Source organism: Escherichia whittamii, from assembly GCF_014836715.1.
Classification (GTDB): Bacteria; Pseudomonadota; Gammaproteobacteria; order Enterobacterales; family Enterobacteriaceae; genus Escherichia; species Escherichia whittamii.
On the sequence record NZ_JACSQI010000008.1, the window covers coordinates 146316 to 166340 of the forward strand.

The 20025-nt window shown below is 49.9% G+C and carries 20 protein-coding genes and 1 other RNA gene; 12 read left to right on the forward strand and 9 right to left on the reverse strand.

Features of this window, described 5'->3' with window-relative positions; all coding sequences use genetic code 11:
- Nucleotides 1–45 precede the first annotated feature (45 nt).
- Both garK and rnpB read left to right on the forward strand, forming a co-directional pair.
- Nucleotides 46–1191 carry a glycerate 2-kinase gene (gene garK, locus H9644_RS14000; RefSeq protein WP_191774998.1) on the forward strand — a complete coding sequence of 382 codons (1146 nt, stop codon included), beginning with the start codon at nt 46–48 and terminating at the stop codon, nt 1189–1191.
- 32 nt (nt 1192–1223) lie between these two features.
- Nucleotides 1224–1600, forward strand: an RNA gene (gene rnpB, locus H9644_RS14005) — RNase P RNA component class A.
- Nucleotides 1601–1970: 370 nt separating this feature from the next.
- Here rnpB and tdcR read toward each other — a convergent pair.
- Entirely contained in the window at nt 1971–2189 is a 219-nt protein-coding gene (gene tdcR / locus H9644_RS14010) for a transcriptional activator TdcR (protein ID WP_064529567.1), read from the reverse strand.
- A 314-nt stretch (nt 2190–2503) separates the two neighbouring features.
- Here tdcR and tdcA point away from each other — a divergent pair, with 314 nt between their 5' ends.
- The 9 genes from tdcA (at nt 2504) to cyuA (ending at nt 14227) form a co-directional block, all read left to right on the forward strand.
- Nucleotides 2504–3442, forward strand: coding sequence for a transcriptional regulator TdcA (gene tdcA, locus H9644_RS14015; protein ID WP_064529857.1), 939 nt, complete (start codon nt 2504–2506; stop codon nt 3440–3442).
- A gap of 96 nt (nt 3443–3538) precedes the next feature.
- Entirely contained in the window at nt 3539–4528 is a 990-nt protein-coding gene (gene tdcB, locus H9644_RS14020) for a bifunctional threonine ammonia-lyase/L-serine ammonia-lyase TdcB (protein WP_105289244.1), read from the forward strand.
- Between the two features lie 21 nt (nt 4529–4549).
- Nucleotides 4550–5881: a threonine/serine transporter TdcC gene (tdcC, locus tag H9644_RS14025; protein ID WP_191775001.1), complete on the forward strand. Its 1332-nt coding sequence runs from the start codon at nt 4550–4552 to the stop codon at nt 5879–5881.
- A 25-nt stretch (nt 5882–5906) separates the two neighbouring features.
- Nucleotides 5907–7115, forward strand: a complete 1209-nt coding sequence (tdcD, locus tag H9644_RS14030; RefSeq protein ID WP_105289245.1) for a propionate kinase — start codon at nt 5907–5909, stop codon at nt 7113–7115.
- 33 nt (nt 7116–7148) lie between these two features.
- Entirely contained in the window at nt 7149–9443 is a 2295-nt protein-coding gene (gene tdcE, locus H9644_RS14035; protein WP_191775003.1) for a 2-ketobutyrate formate-lyase/pyruvate formate-lyase, read from the forward strand.
- A 13-nt stretch (nt 9444–9456) separates the two neighbouring features.
- Entirely contained in the window at nt 9457–9846 is a 390-nt protein-coding gene (locus H9644_RS14040) for an enamine/imine deaminase (RefSeq protein WP_064529572.1), read from the forward strand.
- A gap of 69 nt (nt 9847–9915) precedes the next feature.
- Nucleotides 9916–11280, forward strand: a complete 1365-nt coding sequence (gene tdcG / locus H9644_RS14045) for an L-serine ammonia-lyase (RefSeq protein ID WP_064529573.1) — start codon at nt 9916–9918, stop codon at nt 11278–11280.
- A gap of 277 nt (nt 11281–11557) precedes the next feature.
- Nucleotides 11558–12889 (forward strand): SLC5/6 family protein, encoded by a 1332-nt coding sequence (locus tag H9644_RS14050; RefSeq protein ID WP_064529574.1) that lies wholly within the window; start codon nt 11558–11560, stop codon nt 12887–12889.
- A gap of 27 nt (nt 12890–12916) precedes the next feature.
- Nucleotides 12917–14227: a cysteine desulfidase gene (gene cyuA, locus H9644_RS14055; protein ID WP_191775005.1), complete on the forward strand. Its 1311-nt coding sequence runs from the start codon at nt 12917–12919 to the stop codon at nt 14225–14227.
- A 218-nt stretch (nt 14228–14445) separates the two neighbouring features.
- Here the strand turns inward: cyuA and yhaL are convergent, their stop codons facing one another.
- Nucleotides 14446–14610 carry a protein YhaL gene (yhaL, locus tag H9644_RS14060; RefSeq protein WP_074399591.1) on the reverse strand — a complete coding sequence of 55 codons (165 nt, stop codon included), beginning with the start codon at nt 14608–14610 and terminating at the stop codon, nt 14446–14448.
- A 21-nt stretch (nt 14611–14631) separates the two neighbouring features.
- The gene (locus H9644_RS14065) at nt 14632–15333 is read right to left on the reverse strand and encodes a pirin family protein (RefSeq protein WP_191775007.1); all 702 of its coding nucleotides are present in this window, start codon (nt 15331–15333) and stop codon (nt 14632–14634) included.
- Between the two features lie 104 nt (nt 15334–15437).
- Between H9644_RS14065 and yhaJ the strand changes: the two genes are divergently transcribed.
- Nucleotides 15438–16334: a DNA-binding transcriptional regulator YhaJ gene (yhaJ, locus tag H9644_RS14070; protein WP_001041008.1), complete on the forward strand. Its 897-nt coding sequence runs from the start codon at nt 15438–15440 to the stop codon at nt 16332–16334.
- Nucleotides 16335–16542: 208 nt separating this feature from the next.
- Here yhaJ and H9644_RS14075 read toward each other — a convergent pair whose 3' ends face one another.
- From H9644_RS14075 to H9644_RS14100, 6 genes are all read right to left on the reverse strand, one after another.
- Nucleotides 16543–16911, reverse strand: coding sequence for a DUF805 domain-containing protein (locus tag H9644_RS14075; protein WP_130237068.1), 369 nt, complete (start codon nt 16909–16911; stop codon nt 16543–16545).
- Between the two features lie 292 nt (nt 16912–17203).
- Nucleotides 17204–18190, reverse strand: coding sequence for a glutathionyl-hydroquinone reductase YqjG (yqjG, locus tag H9644_RS14080; protein WP_064529579.1), 987 nt, complete (start codon nt 18188–18190; stop codon nt 17204–17206).
- Between the two features lie 247 nt (nt 18191–18437).
- The gene (locus H9644_RS14085) at nt 18438–18830 is read right to left on the reverse strand and encodes a DoxX family protein (RefSeq protein WP_191775009.1); all 393 of its coding nucleotides are present in this window, start codon (nt 18828–18830) and stop codon (nt 18438–18440) included.
- 186 nt (nt 18831–19016) lie between these two features.
- Nucleotides 19017–19316 (reverse strand): YqjK-like family protein, encoded by a 300-nt coding sequence (locus tag H9644_RS14090; protein ID WP_191775011.1) that lies wholly within the window; start codon nt 19314–19316, stop codon nt 19017–19019.
- The gene (locus H9644_RS14095) at nt 19306–19710 is read right to left on the reverse strand and encodes a phage holin family protein (protein ID WP_064529582.1); all 405 of its coding nucleotides are present in this window, start codon (nt 19708–19710) and stop codon (nt 19306–19308) included. Before H9644_RS14095 ends, H9644_RS14090 begins: the two co-directional genes overlap by 11 nt.
- Nucleotides 19711–19712: 2 nt before the next feature.
- Entirely contained in the window at nt 19713–20018 is a 306-nt protein-coding gene (locus H9644_RS14100; RefSeq protein WP_064529583.1) for a DUF883 family protein, read from the reverse strand.
- Between the last annotated feature and the right edge of the window lie 7 nt (nt 20019–20025).

The window sequence follows — 20025 nt, forward strand, 5'->3', positions numbered from 1 at the left end:
AATAAGAGAAACGCCCCCCGGCGTCATGTGGTAACAGGCAAAGGTATGAAAATCGTAATCGCCCCAGACTCTTATAAAGAAAGTTTATCAGCCAGCGAGGTTGCGCAGGCGATAGAAAAAGGATTTCGGGAAATTTTTCCTGATGCACAGTACGTTTCTGTTCCTGTTGCCGACGGTGGCGAAGGAACGGTGGAAGCAATGATTGCTGCCACCCAGGGGGCTGAACGTCACGCCCTGGTCACAGGGCCGCTGGGCGAGAAAGTGAATGCCAGTTGGGGGATCTCCGGCGACGGCAAAACCGCGTTTATCGAAATGGCAGCAGCCAGTGGGCTGGCGCTGGTGTCACCGGAAAAGCGTGATCCGCTGGTAACCACTTCACGCGGCACAGGGGAGTTAATTCTGCAGGCGCTGGAGAGCGGTGCAACAAGTATCATTATCGGTATTGGCGGCAGCGCCACCAACGATGGTGGTGCAGGGATGATGCAGGCGCTGGGAGCGAAGTTAAGCGATGCCAATGGCAATGAAATCGGCTTTGGTGGCGGCAGTCTTAATACGCTGAATACCATTGATATCACTGGACTCGATCCACGTTTAAAGAATTGTACGATTCGCGTTGCCTGCGATGTCACCAATCCGCTGGTGGGCGACAGTGGCGCTTCGCGGATCTTTGGCCCGCAAAAAGGGGCGAATGAAGCCACGATTGCCGAGCTGGACAAGAATCTCTCTCACTATGCTGATGTCATCAAAAAATCGCTGCATGTTGATGTGAAAGACGTCCCCGGTGCTGGTGCGGCGGGCGGAATGGGCGCGGCGCTGATGGCTTTTCTTGGCGCGGAGCTAAAGAGCGGCATTGAGATTGTGACTACGGCGCTCAATCTGGAAGAACATATTCATGATTGCACGCTGGTTATCACCGGCGAAGGGCGTATTGATAGCCAGAGCATCCATGGCAAAGTACCGATTGGGGTGGCTAATGTGGCGAAGAAATACAATAAACCGGTAATTGGTATTGCGGGTAGCCTTACGAAGGATGTCGGCGTTGTGCACCAGCATGGTATCGATGCCGTATTCAGCGTGTTAAACAGTATTGTTACGCTGGATGAAGCTTTCCGCGGGGCTTATGACAATATTTACCGAGCTTCGCGCAATATTGCTGCAACACTGGCGATTGGAATGCGCAACTCGGGGTGACAAGGGCGTGTAAACCCTCTATACTGCGCGCCGAAGCTGACCAGACAGTCGCCGCTTCGTCGTCGTCCTCTTCGGGGGAGACGGGCGGAGGGGAGGAAAGTCCGGGCTCCATAGGGCAGGGTGCCAGGTAACGCCTGGGGGGGAAACCCACGACCAGTGCAACAGAGAGCAAACCGCCGATGGCCCACGCGAGTGGGATCAGGTAAGGGTGAAAGGGTGCGGTAAGAGCGCACCGCGCGGCTGGTAACAGTCCGTGGCACGGTAAACTCCACCCGGAGCAAGGCCAAATAGGGGTTCATAAGGTACGGCCCGTACTGAACCCGGGTAGGCTGCTTGAGCCAGTGAGCGATTGCTGGCCTAGATGAATGACTGTCCACGACAGAACCCGGCTTATCGGTCAGTTTCACCTGATTTAACAGAAACCTGCCAGTGCAAATTGGCAGGTTTTTGCTTTTGGAGCGAGCAGTAAGATGAATGACTGTCCACGACGCTATACCCAAAAGAAAGCGGCTTATCGGTCAGTTTCACCTGATTTAACGAAAACCCACCAGTGCAAATTGGCAGGTTTTTGCTTTTGGAGCGAGCGGTAAGATGAATGACTGTCCACGACGCTATACCCAAAAGAAAGCGGCTCATCGGTCAGTTTCCTTTTTTCAGTATAAATACTCTTTTTTCGTCAGCCTTGTTTTCTCCCCAGATTACTTACCTTCAAATATGAATTATTAGTTTTGTGATCATCAACACAAAATGCTATCCGTGCATTATGAGGCCAGCAGAAATCATGGGAAACGATTGCATTCACAAAATGACGTCCTGTTATGATGGTAAAAATTTACGTTAATCAATTGTTCGAGATGATCAATATCTGTATTCGATTTTTTAAAATATTGATAAAATAAATGTTTTGCAACCAACAAACTCCGCGAAAAAATGTGACGCGGCGCATTTTTTACCTGTAAATATGATTTGTTTATAATAAAATTTGATAACTTGCTCATTAAATTTAACTTAAAATTCGCCTGAGAAATACACGATATTTGCTTGAAATATCGTCGCAGGACATTTTTTAATAAGCCATATAAAGCGTGTTGTTATCGCCATAAAATATGGTTATCCCCCCCTTTGTTTTTTGATAAAAGTCAGGCTTTATGCTGATTTTATTATGTTAACTCATTGATATTAAAGGTTTATATTGGTTTAAGTAGATGCCTGGAAAGCAATTGGAAGTTAATTTGTGAGTGGTCGCACATATCCCATTCAGTCCATTTTGATACACTTCATACCGTCAATGAGGTAATTAATGCAGGCTGATATGAGTACTATTCTTCTTCCTAAAACGCAGCACCTGGTAGTCTTTCAGGAAGTCATCAGAAGTGGCTCTATTGGCTCGGCTGCAAAAGAATTAGGTTTGACTCAACCTGCTGTAAGTAAAATCATTAACGATATTGAAGATTATTTTGGCGTGGAATTAGTGGTACGGAAAAATACCGGTGTAACGCTGACGCCTGCCGGTCAATTGTTGCTCTCACGTTCCGAATCCATTACCCGTGAAATGAAAAATATGGTTAATGAGATAAGCGGTATGTCCTCTGAAGCTGTTGTGGAAGTCTCATTTGGTTTTCCTTCACTAATTGGCTTTACCTTTATGTCCGGGATGATCAACAAGTTCAAAGAGGTGTTCCCGAGAGCGCAAGTCTCAATGTATGAAGCACAGTTGTCCTCGTTCTTACCTGCTATCCGCGACGGACGACTTGATTTTGCGATTGGTACGTTAAGCGCAGAAATGAAGCTTCAGGATTTGCATGTTGAGCCGCTGTTCGAGTCCGAGTTTGTGCTGGTGGCCAGCAAGTCCCGAACATGCACCGGCACTACCACGCTGGAGTCGTTGAAAAACGAACAGTGGGTGTTGCCGCAAACTAATATGGGATACTACAGCGAACTTCTCACCACGTTACAAAGAAATGGCATCAGTATTGAAAACATCGTTAAAACCGACTCAGTCGTGACAATTTATAATCTTGTTCTCAATGCTGATTTCTTAACCGTGATTCCTTGTGATATGACTTCACCTTTTGGTTCTAATCAATTTATTACTATTCCGGTTGAAGAAACGTTGCCCGTGGCGCGATATGCCGCGGTATGGTCAAAAAATTATCGTATTAAAAAAGCAGCATCGGTTTTGGTGGAATTAGCCAAAGAGTATTCATCTTATAATGGGTGTAGACGAAGGCAATTAATAGAAGTTGGTTAGTTATTTGTTTTTTCTCAAACATAAATAATCCACCTGTCTTTTTGCGGGTGTCGGTTACGGTTACCTACATATTTAATTCAGGTTAAGAGGTTTATAATGCATATTACATACGATCTCCCGGTTGCTATTAATGACATTATCGAAGCAAAACAACGACTGGCTGGGCGAATTTATAAAACAGGCATGCCTCGATCCAATTATTTTAGTGAGCGTTGCAAAGGTGAAATATTCCTTAAGTTTGAAAACATGCAGCGTACTGGTTCATTTAAAATTCGTGGCGCATTTAATAAATTAAGCTCCTTAACCGATGCTGAAAGACGCAAAGGTGTGGTGGCCTGTTCTGCGGGCAACCATGCGCAAGGGGTTTCGCTCTCCTGCGCAATGCTGGGTATCGACGGGAAAGTGGTCATGCCGAAAGGCGCGCCAAAATCTAAAGTCGCGGCGACATGTGACTACTCCGCTGAAGTTGTTCTGCACGGCGACAACTTTAACGACACCATCGCCAAAGTTAGCGAAATTGTCGAAACTGAAGGCCGTATTTTTATCCCACCTTATGATGATCCGAAAGTTATTGCCGGTCAGGGAACGATTGGCCTGGAAATTATGGAAGATCTCTATGATGTCGATAATGTGATTGTGCCAATTGGCGGAGGCGGTTTAATTGCTGGTATTGCGGTAGCGATTAAATCTATTAACCCGACAATTCGTGTTATTGGTGTGCAATCAGAAAACGTTCACGGCATGGCGGCTTCTTTCCACTCGGGAGAAATAACCACGCACCGAACTACCGGCACCCTGGCGGATGGTTGTGATGTCGCCCGCCCGGGTAATTTAACTTATGAAATCGTTCGTGAATTAGTCGATGACATCGTGCTGGTTAGCGAAGACGAAATCAGAAATAGCATGATTGCCTTAATTCAGCGCAATAAAGTCGTCACCGAAGGCGCAGGCGCTCTGGCATGTGCTGCTTTGTTAAGCGGTAAATTAGACCAATATATTCAAAACAGAAAAACCGTTAGCATTATTTCCGGCGGTAATATCGATCTTTCTCGCGTCTCTCAAATTACCGGTTTCGTTGACGCTTAATCATCTCGTTGAGGATAGGATATGAGTACTTCAGATAGCATTGTATCCAGCCAGACAAAACAATCGTCCTGGCGTAAATCAGATACCACATGGACGTTGGGTTTGTTCGGTACTGCCATTGGTGCCGGCGTGCTGTTCTTCCCTATCCGCGCAGGTTTTGGCGGACTGATCCCGATTCTTCTGATGTTGGTATTGGCATACCCAATCGCGTTTTATTGCCACCGGGCGCTGGCGCGTCTGTGTCTTTCTGGCTCTAACCCTTCCGGCAACATTACGGAAACGGTGGAAGAGCATTTTGGTAAAACAGGTGGCGTGGTCATCACGTTCCTGTACTTCTTCGCGATTTGCCCACTGTTGTGGATTTATGGCGTCACTATTACCAATACCTTTATGACGTTCTGGGAAAACCAGCTTGGCTTTGCGGCGTTGAACCGCGGCTTCGTGGCGCTGTTCCTGCTGCTGTTGATGGCGTTCGTCATTTGGTTTGGTAAGGATCTGATGGTTAAAGTGATGAGCTACCTGGTATGGCCATTTATCGCCAGCCTGGTACTGATTTCTCTGTCGCTGATCCCTTACTGGAACTCTGCTGTTATTGATCAAGTTGACCTCAGTGCGCTGACGTTAACCGGTCATGACGGTATCTTGATCACCGTCTGGCTGGGGATTTCTATCATGGTCTTCTCCTTTAACTTCTCGCCAATCGTCTCTTCCTTTGTGGTTTCTAAGCGTGAAGAGTATGAGAAAGACTTCGGACGCGACTTCACTGAGCAGAAATGCTCACAGATCATCTCCCGTGCCAGTATGCTGATGGTTGCCGTGGTCATGTTCTTTGCCTTCAGCTGCCTGTTTACGCTGTCTCCGGCAAACATGGCGGAAGCAAAAGCGCAGAACATTCCGGTGCTTTCTTATCTGGCTAACCACTTTGCTTCCATGTCCGGTGAGAAATCGACTTTCGCCACCGTACTGGAATATTCCGCTTCTATCATCGCACTGGTTGCTATCTTCAAATCTTTCTTCGGTCACTATCTGGGGACGCTAGAAGGTCTGAACGGTCTGGTACTGAAGTTCGGCTACAAAGGCGATAAGACGAAAGTTTCTTTGGGCAAACTGAACACCATCAGCATGATCTTCATCATGGGTTCCACCTGGGTAGTTGCTTACGCCAACCCGAACATTCTGGACCTGATTGAAGCCATGGGCGCGCCGATTATCGCTTCACTGCTGTGCCTGTTGCCGATGTATGCCATCCGTAAAGCGCCGTCGCTGGCGAAATACCGTGGTCGTCTGGATAACGTGTTTGTTACCGTGATTGGTCTGCTGACCATCCTGAACATCGTATACAAACTGTTTTAATCCGTAACTCAGGATGAGAAAAGAGATGAATGAGTTTCCGGTTGTTTTGGTTATTAACTGCGGTTCGTCTTCAATTAAGTTTTCCGTGTTGGATGCCTCGAACTGTGAAGTATTAATGTCAGGTATTGCCGACGGTATTAATTCGGAAAATGCATTCTTATCCGTAAATGGAGGAGAGCCAGCACCGCTGGCTCACCACAGCTACGAAGGTGCATTGAAGGCAATTGCATTTGAACTGGAAAAACGGAATTTAAATGACAGCGTGGCCTTAATTGGCCACCGCATCGCCCACGGCGGCAGTATTTTTACCGAGTCTGCTATTATTACCGATGAAGTCATTGATAATATCCGTCGCGTTTCTCCACTGGCGCCGCTGCATAATTACGCCAATTTAAGTGGTATAGAATCTGCCCAGCAATTATTTCCTGGCGTAACTCAGGTAGCGGTATTTGATACCAGTTTCCACCAGACAATGGCCCCGGAAGCGTTTTTATACGGCCTGCCGTGGAAATATTACGAAGAGCTTGGCGTGCGCCGCTATGGTTTCCACGGCACGTCTCACCGCTATGTTTCCCAGCGTGCGCATTCTCTGCTTAATCTTGCGGAAGATGACTCAGGCCTGGTGGTGGCGCATCTTGGCAATGGCGCGTCTATTTGCGCGGTTCGTAATGGCCAGAGCGTGGACACCTCAATGGGGATGACGCCGCTGGAAGGGCTAATGATGGGGACGCGCAGTGGCGATGTCGACTTTGGCGCGATGTCCTGGGTGGCCAGTCAAACCAACCAGAGTCTTGGTGATCTGGAACGTGTGGTGAATAAAGAATCGGGATTATTGGGGATTTCCGGTCTTTCTTCCGACCTGCGTGTACTGGAAAAAGCCTGGCATGAAGGTCATGAACGAGCGCAACTGGCAATTAAAACCTTTGTTCACCGAATTGCCCGTCATATTGCCGGACACGCTGCCTCATTACATCGCCTGGATGGAATTATATTCACCGGCGGAATAGGTGAAAATTCAAGTTTAATTCGTCGTCTGGTCATGGAGCATTTGACTGTATTAGGCGTAGAGATTGATGCAGAAATGAATAATCGCTCTAACTCTTACGGTGAAAGAATTGTGTCCAGTGAAAATGCGCGTGTAATTTGCGCCGTTATTCCGACTAATGAAGAAAAAATGATTGCGCTAGATGCGATTCATTTAGGCAAAGTTAAAGCACCCGCAGAATTTGCATAATTTAGTTGAAGTATTGTAGAGAGATTATTTTTCATGAAGGTAGATATTGATACCAGCGATAAGCTGTACGCCGACGCATGGCTTGGCTTTAAAGGTACGGACTGGAAAAACGAAATTAATGTCCGCGATTTTATTCAACATAACTATACACCGTATGAAGGGGATGAATCTTTCCTTGCCGAAGCCACGCCAGCCACCACGGCATTGTGGGAAAAGGTGATGGAAGGTATTCGTATCGAAAATGCGACCCACGCGCCGGTTGATTTCGATACCAATATTGCCACCACTATTACTGCCCATGATGCAGGTTATATCAACCAGCCGCTGGAAAAAATCGTTGGCCTGCAAACAGATGCGCCACTGAAGCGTGCGCTGCATCCGTTCGGCGGCGTCAACATGATCAAAAGTTCATTCCACGCCTATGGCCGTGAAATGGACAGCGAATTTGAGTACATCTTTACCGATCTGCGTAAAACCCATAACCAGGGCGTATTTGATGTTTACTCACCGGATATGCTGCGCTGCCGTAAATCTGGCGTACTGACTGGTCTGCCTGACGGTTATGGTCGTGGACGTATTATCGGTGACTATCGCCGCGTGGCGTTGTACGGCATCAGTTATCTGGTCCGCGAACGCGAACTGCAATTTGCCGATCTCCAGTCTCGTCTGGAAAAAGGGCAAGATCTGGAAGCCACCATCCGTCTGCGTGAAGAGCTGGCAGAACATCGTCATGCGCTGTTGCAGATTCAGGAGATGGCGGCGAAATACGGCTTCGACATCTCTCGTCCGGCACAGAATGCGCAGGAAGCGGTGCAGTGGCTCTACTTCGCTTACCTGGCGGCGGTGAAATCGCAAAACGGCGGCGCGATGTCGCTGGGCCGTACGGCATCGTTCCTCGATATCTACATTGAACGTGACTTCAAAGCCGGTGTGCTCAACGAGCAGCAGGCGCAGGAACTGATCGACCACTTCATCATGAAGATCCGCATGGTGCGCTTCCTGCGTACGCCGGAATTTGATTCGCTGTTCTCCGGCGACCCTATCTGGGCAACAGAAGTCATCGGCGGGATGGGGCTGGACGGTCGTACATTGGTGACCAAAAACTCCTTCCGCTATCTGCATACACTGCACACTATGGGGCCAGCACCGGAACCTAACCTGACCATTCTGTGGTCGGAAGCATTGCCGATTGCCTTCAAAAAATATGCGGCACAAGTCTCCATCGTCACTTCTTCATTGCAGTATGAAAACGACGATCTGATGCGTACTGACTTCAACAGCGACGATTACGCGATTGCCTGCTGCGTCAGCCCAATGGTGATTGGTAAGCAGATGCAGTTCTTCGGCGCGCGTGCCAACCTGGCGAAAACATTGCTGTACGCAATCAACGGCGGGGTGGATGAGAAGCTGAAGATTCAGGTCGGCCCGAAAACAGCACCACTGATGGACGACGTTCTGGACTACGACAAAGTCATGAACAGCCTCGACCATTTCATGGACTGGCTGGCAGTGCAGTACATCAGCGCGCTGAACATCATCCACTACATGCATGACAAGTACAGCTACGAAGCCTCACTGATGGCGCTGCACGATCGTGATGTTTATCGCACGATGGCATGTGGTATTGCGGGCCTGTCGGTGGCGACGGATTCACTTTCGGCAATTAAATATGCTCGCGTGAAACCGATTCGTGACGAAAACGGCCTGGCGGTCGACTTTGAAATCGACGGCGAATATCCGCAGTACGGCAACAACGACGAACGCGTCGACAGCATTGCCTGCGACCTGGTTGAACGCTTTATGAAGAAAATTAAAGCCCTGCCAACCTATCGTAACGCCGTGCCTACTCAGTCGATCCTGACTATCACCTCTAACGTGGTGTACGGTCAGAAAACCGGGAACACACCGGACGGTCGCCGCGCGGGTATGCCGTTTGCGCCGGGCGCTAACCCAATGCACGGTCGTGACCGCAAAGGGGCCGTAGCTTCGCTGACCTCCGTTGCTAAGTTACCGTTCACCTACGCCAAAGACGGTATTTCGTACACTTTCTCGATCGTCCCGGCGGCGCTGGGTAAAGAAGATCCGGTACGCAAAACCAACCTTGTTGGTCTGCTGGATGGATATTTCCATCACGAAGCGGATATCGAAGGCGGTCAACATCTCAACGTTAACGTTATGAATCGGGAAATGTTGCTGGATGCCATTGAGCACCCGGAAAAATACCCCAACCTGACAATCCGTGTCTCTGGCTACGCCGTGCGCTTCAACGCACTAACCCGTGAACAGCAGCAGGATGTGATTTCACGTACCTTTACCCAGGCGCTTTGATGCCGGAGGATGTATGAAAAAGATTATCGAAACGCAACGTGCGCCAGGCGCAATCGGCCCGTATGTTCAGGGCGTTGATTTAGGCAGCATGGTCTTCACCTCCGGACAAATTCCGGTTTGCCCGCAGACCGGGGAGATCCCTGCGGACGTAAAAGATCAGGCGCGTTTAAGTCTGGAAAACGTCAAAGCGATTGTGGTTGCTGCCGGGCTGACCGTTGGCGATATCGTGAAGATGACGGTGTTCATTACCGACCTTAATGACTTTGGCACCATCAATGAAGTCTACAAGCAGTTTTTTGACGAGCATCAGGCGACCTACCCGACACGCAGCTGCGTGCAGGTAGCGCGTTTGCCGAAAGATGTGAAGCTGGAAATTGAAGCTATTGCGGTACGCAACGCATAAAGCTCCTGAGCGGGGCGATCGCAGGGTCGCTCCGCTCCTCTTCACGAACGGCAATCCGAGGGTGTGGATATGATTAGTGCATTCGATATTTTCAAAATTGGGATTGGTCCCTCCAGTTCTCATACCGTGGGGCCAATGAATGCCGGAAAAAGTTTTATTGATCGACTGGAGAAGAGCGGCTTATTAACCGCGACGAGCCACATTGTGGTCGATCTTTATGGATCGTTGTCACTGACGGGCAAAGGTCACGCCACGGATATCGCTATCATCATGGGACTGGCAGGAAATAGTCCGCAGAACGTTGTTATTGATGAGATTCCTGCATTCATTGAATTAGTGACGCGCAGTGGAAGGTTGCCGGTGGCATCGGGCGCGCATGTCGTTGATTTCCCTGTGGCAAAGAACATTATTTTCCATGCGGAAATGTTGCCCCGTCATGAGAATGGGATGCGTATTACCGCGTGGAAAGAGCAGGAAGAACTGTTAAGCAAAACCTATTATTCAGTCGGTGGCGGGTTTATTGTCGAAGAAGAACAATTTGGCCTGTCACTGGATGTTGAAACGCTCGTCCCTTACGATTTCCATTCGGCAGGCGAACTGCTAAAAATGTGTGATTACAATGGGTTATCTATTTCCGGTTTGATGCTGCAAAACGAGTTGGCGCTACGTAGCAAAGCCGAAATTGATGCTGGTTTTTCGCAGATCTGGCAGGTGATGCATGACGGTATTGAACGCGGTATGAATACCGAAGGTGTGCTGCCAGGCCCGCTCAATGTGCCACGGCGGGCGGTGGCGCTGCGGCGTTTACTGGTTTCCAGCGACAATATCTCTAACGATCCGATGAACGTCATCGACTGGATCAATATGTTTGCTCTGGCAGTCAGCGAAGAAAACGCCGCTGGCGGACGTGTTGTGACCGCGCCAACTAACGGCGCTTGCGGCATTATTCCTGCGGTGCTGGCCTATTACGATAAATTCCGCCGCCCGCTCAATGAGCGCTCCATCGCCCGTTTTTTGCTGGCGGCTGGTGCTATCGGCGCACTGTATAAAATGAATGCCTCCATTTCCGGTGCGGAAGTGGGCTGTCAGGGTGAAATTGGCGTGGCCTGTTCAATGGCGGCGGCAGGGTTAACCGAACTGCTGGGTGGCAGCCCGGCGCAGGTGTGTAATGCGGCGGAAATCGCTATGGAACACAACCTGGGATTGACCTGCGATCCGGTTGCCGGGCAGGTGCAAATTCCGTGTATTGAACGCAATGCTATTAATGCTGTTAAAGCCGTGAACGCTGCGCGGATGGCGATGCGGCGTACCTCTGCACCGCGTGTTTCGCTCGATAAAGTGATCGAGACGATGTATGAAACCGGCAAAGATATGAACGATAAATACCGCGAAACTTCACGCGGAGGACTGGCTATTAAAGTGGTCTGCGGCTGACATTGCTGTCAGCTTTCATCCTTGGGTGCACAAAATGTGCACCCTTTTTTATTGTGATCTGCCGCAAATAGAGAATAACTATTTCTATTTTGTGGATTTTATAGAAAATTATTATCCATAACTGCTATTTCAAAGTCTTGATTGTGAAGATTTTCTCTGACCTCACGCGTATTATTTCTTTATTCTAATAACTCGCCTGCAAAAAACGTAGACCGCGTATCGCCTTGATGCGGCTCGAAAAAAATAAAAAGCCCTACAAAATATTGAGCGAGAAATTATGGAAATTGCAACGAATAAAGGTGTCATTGTAGACGCTTCGACCCCGGCGGGTCGTGCTGGAATGAGCGAAAGTGAATGGCGTGAAGCAATCAAATTCGACAGTACTGACACCGGCTGGGTGATTATGAGTATCGGGATGGCGATTGGCGCGGGGATTGTTTTTCTCCCGGTGCAGGTCGGATTGATGGGATTGTGGGTATTTTTGCTCTCATCAGTGATTGGCTACCCGGCAATGTATCTGTTTCAGCGATTGTTTATTAATACGCTGGCGGAATCTCCAGAGTGTAAAGATTACCCGAGTGTCATTAGTGGTTATTTGGGTAAAAACTGGGGCATTTTGTTAGGTGCACTTTACTTTGTGATGCTGGTTATTTGGATGTTTGTTTACTCCACCGCCATCACTAACGATAGCGCCTCCTATTTACATACTTTTGGCGTGACGGAAGGATTGCTGTCTGATAGTCCGTTTTATGGCCTGGTACTGATTTGTATTCTGGTTGCGATCTCTTCACGCGGCGAGAAACTGTTATTCAAAATTTCGACCGGCATGGTGCTGACCAAACTGCTGGTGGTCGCGGCGCTGGGGGTATCGATGGTCGGGATGTGGCATCTGTATAACGTCGGTTCACTGCCGCCGCTGGGGCTGCTGGTGAAAAACGCCATTATCACGCTGCCGTTTACACTGACCTCGATTCTGTTTATCCAGACGTTAAGTCCGATGGTGATTTCCTACCGCTCGCGAGAAAAATCGATCGAAGTAGCGCGACATAAAGCGTTGCGGGCGATGAACATTGCGTTTGGGATCCTGTTTGTCACCGTCTTTTTCTACGCTGTGTCGTTCACTCTGGCGATGGGACATGACGAAGCAGTAAAAGCCTACGAGCAGAATATTTCTGCGCTGGCGATTGCGGCTCAGTTTATTAGCGGCGACGGTGCAGCATGGGTAAAAGTGGTCAGCGTCATCCTCAATATCTTTGCCGTAATGACAGCGTTCTTTGGCGTCTATTTAGGCTTTCGCGAAGCAACGCAAGGGATCGTAATGAACATCCTGCGCCGCAAGATGCCAGCCGAGAAGATTAACGAGACTCTCGTTCAGCGCGGCATCATGATTTTCGCCATTTTACTGGCCTGGAGCGCCATCGTACTGAATGCGCCAGTGTTGAGCTTTACCTCTATCTGTAGCCCGATTTTCGGCATGGTAGGATGCTTGATCCCAGCGTGGTTGGTTTACAAAGTCCCTGCGTTGCACAAATACAAAGGTGCCTCTCTGTACCTGATTATCGTCACCGGTTTGTTGCTTTGCGTTTCTCCGTTCCTGGCATTTTCATGATTTACCTGAAATTTTAAGGTTTTTATTATGTTTGATTCGACTTTAAATCCGTTATGGCAGCGTTACATCCTTGCAGTTCAGGAGGAAGTAAAACCGGCGCTGGGATGTACTGAACCGATTTCACTGGCGCTGGCGGCGGCGGTTGCTGCGGCAGAACTGGAAGGTCCGGTTGAACGTGTAGAAGCCTGGGTTTCGCCAAATCTGATGAAGAACGGTCTGGGCGTCACCGTTCCCGGTACGGGAATGGTGGGGCTGCCGATTGCGGCAGCACTGGGCGCGCTAGGTGGGAATGCCAACGCTGGGCTGGAAGTGCTGAAAGACGCAACAGCGCAGGCGATTGACGATGCTAAAGCGTTGTTGGCGGCGGGAAAAGTCTCGGTCAAGATCCAGGAACCTTGCGATGAAATTCTCTTCTCCCGCGCTAAAGTCTGGAACGGCGAGCAGTGGGCGTGCGTCACCATCGTCGGTGGGCATACCAACATTGTGCATATTGAGACGCACAATGGCGTGGTGTTTACCCAGCAGGCGTGCGTGGCAGAGGGTGAGAAAGAGTCACCGCTGGCGGTGCTCTCCAGAACAACGCTCGCCGAGATCCTGAAGTTCGTCAATGAAGTCCCGTTTGAGGCGATCCGCTTTATTCTCGATTCTGCGAAGCTAAACTGCGCATTATCGCAGGAAGGCTTGAATGGAAACTGGGGGCTGCATATTGGCGCGACGCTGGAAAAACAGTGTGCACGCGGTTTGCTGGCGAAAGATCTCTCCTCATCAATTGTGATTCGTACCAGCGCGGCATCTGATGCGCGTATGGGCGGCGCAACGCTTCCGGCGATGAGTAACTCCGGTTCTGGCAACCAGGGGATCACCGCAACAATGCCCGTGGTGGTGGTCGCAGAACACTTCGGGGCGGATGATGAACGGCTGGCGCGTGCGCTGATGCTTTCGCATTTGAGCGCGATTTACATCCATAACCAGTTGCCGCGTTTGTCTGCGCTGTGTGCTGCAACAACGGCAGCAATGGGGGCAGCGGCCGGGATGGCATGGCTGGTGGATGGTCGTTATGAAACGATCTCGATGGCGATCAGCAGTATGATTGGTGATGTTAGCGGTATGATTTGCGATGGCGCGTCGAACAGTTGCGCGATGAAGGTTTCGACCAGTGCCTCGGCAGCGTGGAAAGCAGTGTTAATGGCGCTGGATGATACCGCCGTGACCGGCAATGAAGGGATTGTGGCGCATGATGTTGAGCAGTCGATTGCCAACTTGTGCGCGCTGGCAAGTCATTCAATGCAGCAAACGGATCGGCAGATTATCGAGATTATGGCGAGCAAGGCCAGGTAAGCGCTGGGTTTCGGATATCGTACCTGATGCCGGATGCGATGCTGGCGCATCTTATCCGGCCTACGAATTGTGCAATTTGTTGATGTTGTTGGGTTTTGTACCTGATGCCGGATGCGATGCTGGCGCATCTTATCCGGCCTACGGGTTGTGCAATTTGTTGATGTTGCTGGGTTTTGTAGGCCGGATAAGGCGTTTACGCCGCATCCGGCAACCTGTTTTTACGCGGTAGCTTCATCCTCGGCTAACCGTATTTCGGCGTCGGCTACTATCGCCTCCAGCTCACTCAACATCTCTTCATAACCAAAATTTTTGGTAGCGCGGGTGGTTTCTTTCGCTGCAACGGACTTCACTGGTTGACGTTTCTTCGCCGATTTTTTACTCATCATCTTCTCCCTGTAAAAAAACTAGACAGGTAAATCTATCAGCAAAGCGCGCAGTGGGGAATCAGCAACCAGCGTAATGTTAGCCTCGTCACGAATAAACGCCCCATCACCGCAGGTCAGCGCTGCTTTCTCTTCGTGATGCGTAATCGCATGAAATTGACCGTGAATAGACTGCAAATACGCGCGTGGCCCATGCAACTGGAAATTCGCACTTTCGCCTTTGTCGAGCTCAATATGATGCAGCCACACCTGCTGGCGCAGTTGCAGACTACCGTTCGCGCCATCCGGCGAGGCGATTAATTGCTGCTTGCCCATATTAAGCGCCACTTTTTGAATCAGCGGATTCTCCTGTTGCGGGCAGGCATCCAGCCAAAGCTGCATCCGCGTTAACGGCTTGTCCTTGCTGATATTATGTTCGCTATAACTCACGCCCGGCTGAGTAGAAAGCAATAAGGCTTCACCGGCGCGGGCATGAACATGATTGCCTTCACTGTCGCGGTATTCCGCTTCTCCATCCAGAATCACATTCAAAATATCGACTTTTGGGTAGGTTCGCGGCTGAAAGGCGGCACCTGGAGCCAGCACTTCCTGGTTAAGTACACGCAGGGAGGCATAGCCTAACAATGTAGGGTCGAAGTAGTGTCCAAAGGAAAAAGTATACCGGGCCTGCAACCATCCGTAGTCTGCTTGTCCACACTGCCTGGCAGTTCGGGTAGTAATCATAATTCTTGACCTCTCTTTACTTCCTTTTATGGTAAGGGGCTGGACGCTACATTGTTAGCCAGATATTCTGCCCGGTATGTTCAAATTTCCTGAATGAGAACGAAATGGCCAAAGAAAGGGCGTTAACGCTGGAAGCACTAAGGGTTATGGATGCTATTGATCGCCGCGGTAGTTTTGCGGCGGCGGCCGATGAGCTGGGACGCGTGCCTTCTGCGCTTAGTTACACCATGCAAAAACTGGAAGAAGAGCTGGATGTGGTGCTGTTTGACCGCTCGGGCCATCGCACCAAATTCACTAATGTCGGGAGAATGTTGCTGGAGCGGGGACGCGTTCTGCTGGAGGCGGCAGATAAACTGACCACCGACGCCGAAGCCCTCGCGCGTGGTTGGGAAACACATCTTACTATTGTGACCGAGGCGCTGGTGCCTACGCCTGCCTTTTTCCCGTTGATCGACAAACTGGCGGCGAAAGCCAATACCCAACTGGCAATCATTACTGAGGTGCTGGCGGGGGCGTGGGAGCGGCTGGAACAGGGGCGAGCAGATATTGTTATCGCGCCGGATATGCATTTTCGTTCTTCGTCGGAAATCAACTCTCGTAAGCTTTACACCTTGATGAACGTCTACGTGGCTGCGCCGGATCACCCGATTCATCAGGAGCCGGAACCGCTCTCTGAAGTGACGCGCGTGAAATATCGTGGTATTGCGGTGGCGGATACCGCTCGTGAGCGCCCGGTATTGACCGTACAGCTACTGGACAAACAGCCACGCTTAACGGTGAGCACTATTGAAGATAAACGCCAGGCGTTACTGGCGGGGCTTGGTGTCGCGACAATGCCGTACCCGATGGTCGAAAAAGATATTGCTGAAGGGCGGTTGCGTGTCGTCAGTCCGGAATCGACCAGCGAAATCGATATTATTATGGCCTGGCGTCGCGACAGTATGGGGGAAGCGAAATCCTGGTGTTTGCGGGAAATTCCAAAATTATTCGCCGGAAAATAAACGATTAAGCACCTTTTACAAGGTACTTCTGGCTGCAGACAAACGCAAAACTGCCTGATGCGCTACGCTTATCAGGCCTACGCAGTCACTGCAATATATTGAATTTGGACGATTTTGTAGGCCGGATAAGGCGTTTACGCCGCATCCGGCATAAACAAAGCGCACTTTGTCAACAATCTGAAGCACCTTTATACAAGGTGCTTAATTATTATTCCTGTTCCAGTTTTGGATCGGGTCCAAAGCGGTTTTCGCCTGGCGTCCCCGGCTGGCAGTTAAAGATGATGATAATCAGCCAACCGATAAACGGAATTAAGAACAGTAGCACCCACCACGCCGAACGGTCGGTGTCGTGCAGGCGACGAAACTGAACTGCCCACCACGGTAAAAACACCAGAATGCCATAGATAGTCGTCAGGATGCCTTCGCCACCGGCGCGTTGCCAGCCTAACATTTTATCCAGTAGTCCCAGCACGAACGTAAAGATGATGTTGACCAGAATAAACATCCAGTACTCTTTGCGCCGCGCACGCCCCCGGAAACCGACATAATTTTTTAGTACTTTCAGATACCAGTCCATTTTTGCCTCAATTTTGCTCAATCACTTGTTTTTAAAGCAGCAAATTAAGAATAGACATGAATGAAATTACAGTAAATATCACTGTGGTGAATTAATAAGGCGCAATGAACGGAACTTCAGACTGATGGCAAGCGCAAAATCGCCAGATGCGCTACGCTTCTCTGACCTACGCAGCCTCTGCAATATATTGAATATACTATGTTTTGAGGAACGGATAAGGCGTTTACGCTACATCCGACATAACAACACGCACATAGCCAACAACCAGAGGCACCACGTAGGGTGCCTTTGTTTAACCGAAGCGAACATCTCGCCCGTGTGGTTCATCGAGATCCTGCCACGGACCAATCGAAATAATTCCCGTTGGGTTGATGGTCTTATGGCTGCGGAAGTAGTGATTACGGATGTGGTCGAAATTGACGGTTTCGGCAATTCCCGGCATCTGATAGATATCGCGCAGGAAGCCATACAGGTTCAGGTAATCGCTGATACGGTGCTTATCGCACTTGAAGTGGGTGACATACACCGGATCAAAACGGACCAGTGTGGTCCAAAGGCGAATATCGGCTTCGGTTAGCTGGTTACCTGTCAGATAACGATGCTGCCCTAAAATCTGTTCCAGTCGCGCCAGCGATTCAAACACTTTTACCACCGCCTCGTCGTAGGCTTCCTGGCTGGTGGCAAAACCAGCTTTATAGACGCCATTATTTACGGTGTCGTATATCCAGCCGTTAAGTTCGTCAATTTTAGTTTGCAGAGTTGGAGGGTAATAGTCCCCCGCTTTTGCGCCCAGCGCATCAAACGCGGTATTGAACATGCGGATGATTTCCGCTGATTCGTTGCTGACAATGGTGTGATTCTTTTTGTCCCATAGCACGGGGACAGTAACACGCCCGCTGTAGTGTGGATCGGCATGGAGATAAAGCTGGTACAGGAATTCATGTTGGTAGAGCGTATCGCCGGTTGCCCCTGGGAAACTGTCATCAAAGGTCCAGCCGTTTTCCAGCATCAGCGGGTTCACCACGGATACGGAAATAAACGGTTCCAGTCCTTTGAGTTTACGCATGATCAGAGTGCGGTGCGCCCACGGGCAGGCGAGTGAAACATAGAGATGATAGCGATCTTTCTCTGCGGCAAAACCACCTTTGCCGGTTGGGCCTGGCGCGCCATCGGCAGTCAGCCAGTTACGAAATGCGGAAGCTGAACGTTGAAATTTACCGCCAGTGGATTTGGTGTCGTACCAGGTGTCATGCCAGACGCCGTCAATCAGTTGACCCATTTTTCTCTCCTCCAATAGCAAAAACGAGGAGTGTTTCTCCTCGTTTCAGATTGCTGGCAAAGTGCATATTTTTGATTGTCGGACGCGATGCTGACGCATCTTACCCGACCTACAAAACAATACAGATACAGCCAGTCGCGCTCAAAATGTAGGCCCGATAAGCTTGCGCATCGGGCAATTCCACGTTTGCCATCAGTCAAACGAGGAGTTTCCCCCTCGTTTGTTAATTGTTAAGTATAGCGTGTGCTTACCACTTTTTATTCAGCAGACGGTCGATGCTATACGCGCCCGGTCCGGTAATTGCCAGCAGCAGGAATCCTCCTGAAATGGTCAGGTTTTTCATAAACATCAGTGAGTTCATGCCTTCGGCAAAGTTGCTGTGAAATAAAAACGCCGTCAGCAGTGTAAAGCCTGCGGTAAACAGCGCCGTGGTGCGAGTCAGGAAACCAAACAGAATTGCCAGGCCACCACCAAACTCAAGTAGAATCACCAGCGGCAGCATAAAGCCCGGGACGCCCATTGCTTCCATATATTGTTGAGTTCCTGCATAGCCAGTAATTTTTCCCCAGCCTGCAGAAATAAACAGAATCGGCATTAAAATACGCGCTACCAGTACACCAACATCTTCTAATTTTTTCATCTTACTCTCCACTGCGCCACTCAGGCTGCTGATTGTTTTTTTCTGCAAGAGCGCGGTATTAGCGTCATTGCTGTCGATGGAGAGAATGATAAACGTGGTGAGTGGTGATTGTTAGCAAGGAAAACTGTCAAAAATCTTCAAAAAATTTGAGAGATAAGGCCGGAAGAGTTCCGGCCAGAGAGGAAGTTAACCGCGAAGCTGTTGCTGATTGATGGTGGTTTTAACCAGACGCCATGCACTCCATACACCAAAACCGCGCCTGGCCCAGCGAACCAGCATATTCGGATGACGAATAGTCCAGATAGCCATCACGCTGCTGCCAACCAGCGCCCAGGAGCGCAGGCTTAACAGTATATTCCAGCGGCGATCATAGGCACCAGTTGCCTCCAGCCAGTCACGACGGCTGGCGGAAAGATTCAGCCGCTGTTGCTGGATCTGACTAAGCAGTTGCGCCTTACGTCGTTCACGTTCGACTTTACCGCTCACGGGACTCCTCCTCGAGAAGTTGTCGATCGTTTGCCAGCTCATGGCGCGTGTGGCGCAGCAAGGTGGATTTGCGCGACTTGCGTAACGTCCAGATACCGCCGATGAGTGCCAGAAGCAGCAACACCACAGTGGTGGCAATCATTGCATTCAGACGATATTGCGGATCAACTGCCCAGATAATCAGCACCATCAGGCTCATAAGACCAAATGCAGCGAAAAGCATCGTCAGGCCGAGCATCAGTAAAAGCTGAAAGATATTGGCTTTTTCTTCTTCCAGCTCAACCACCGCCAGCCGCAGACGCGTCTCCACCATTTCGACTATGATGGTGACAATTCGCTGCCCGATGCCCAGAACGCTTTTACCGGGCCCTTGTGCGTGATGAGTGTCCGCCATAATTAACGACGCGACAGCAGAACGCCCAGCACCACGCCGATGGCTGCGCCAATACCAACCCCCGCCCACGGATTTTCACGCACATACTCATCGGCACGCGCCGCCGCTACACGGGTTTGTTTGGCAATCGCATCACCGGTTTCACCCAGACGATAGCGACTCTGTTTCAGTGCTTGCTCCGCTTTACTACGAATCTTACTCAACTCTTCTTTCGACTTCTCGCCAGATGAACTGAGCACCTCTTCCAGCGTATCGGACAGGGATTTCAACTCAGCACGCAGATGTTCCGTAGTGTGTTCTTTCGACATAGTTTTC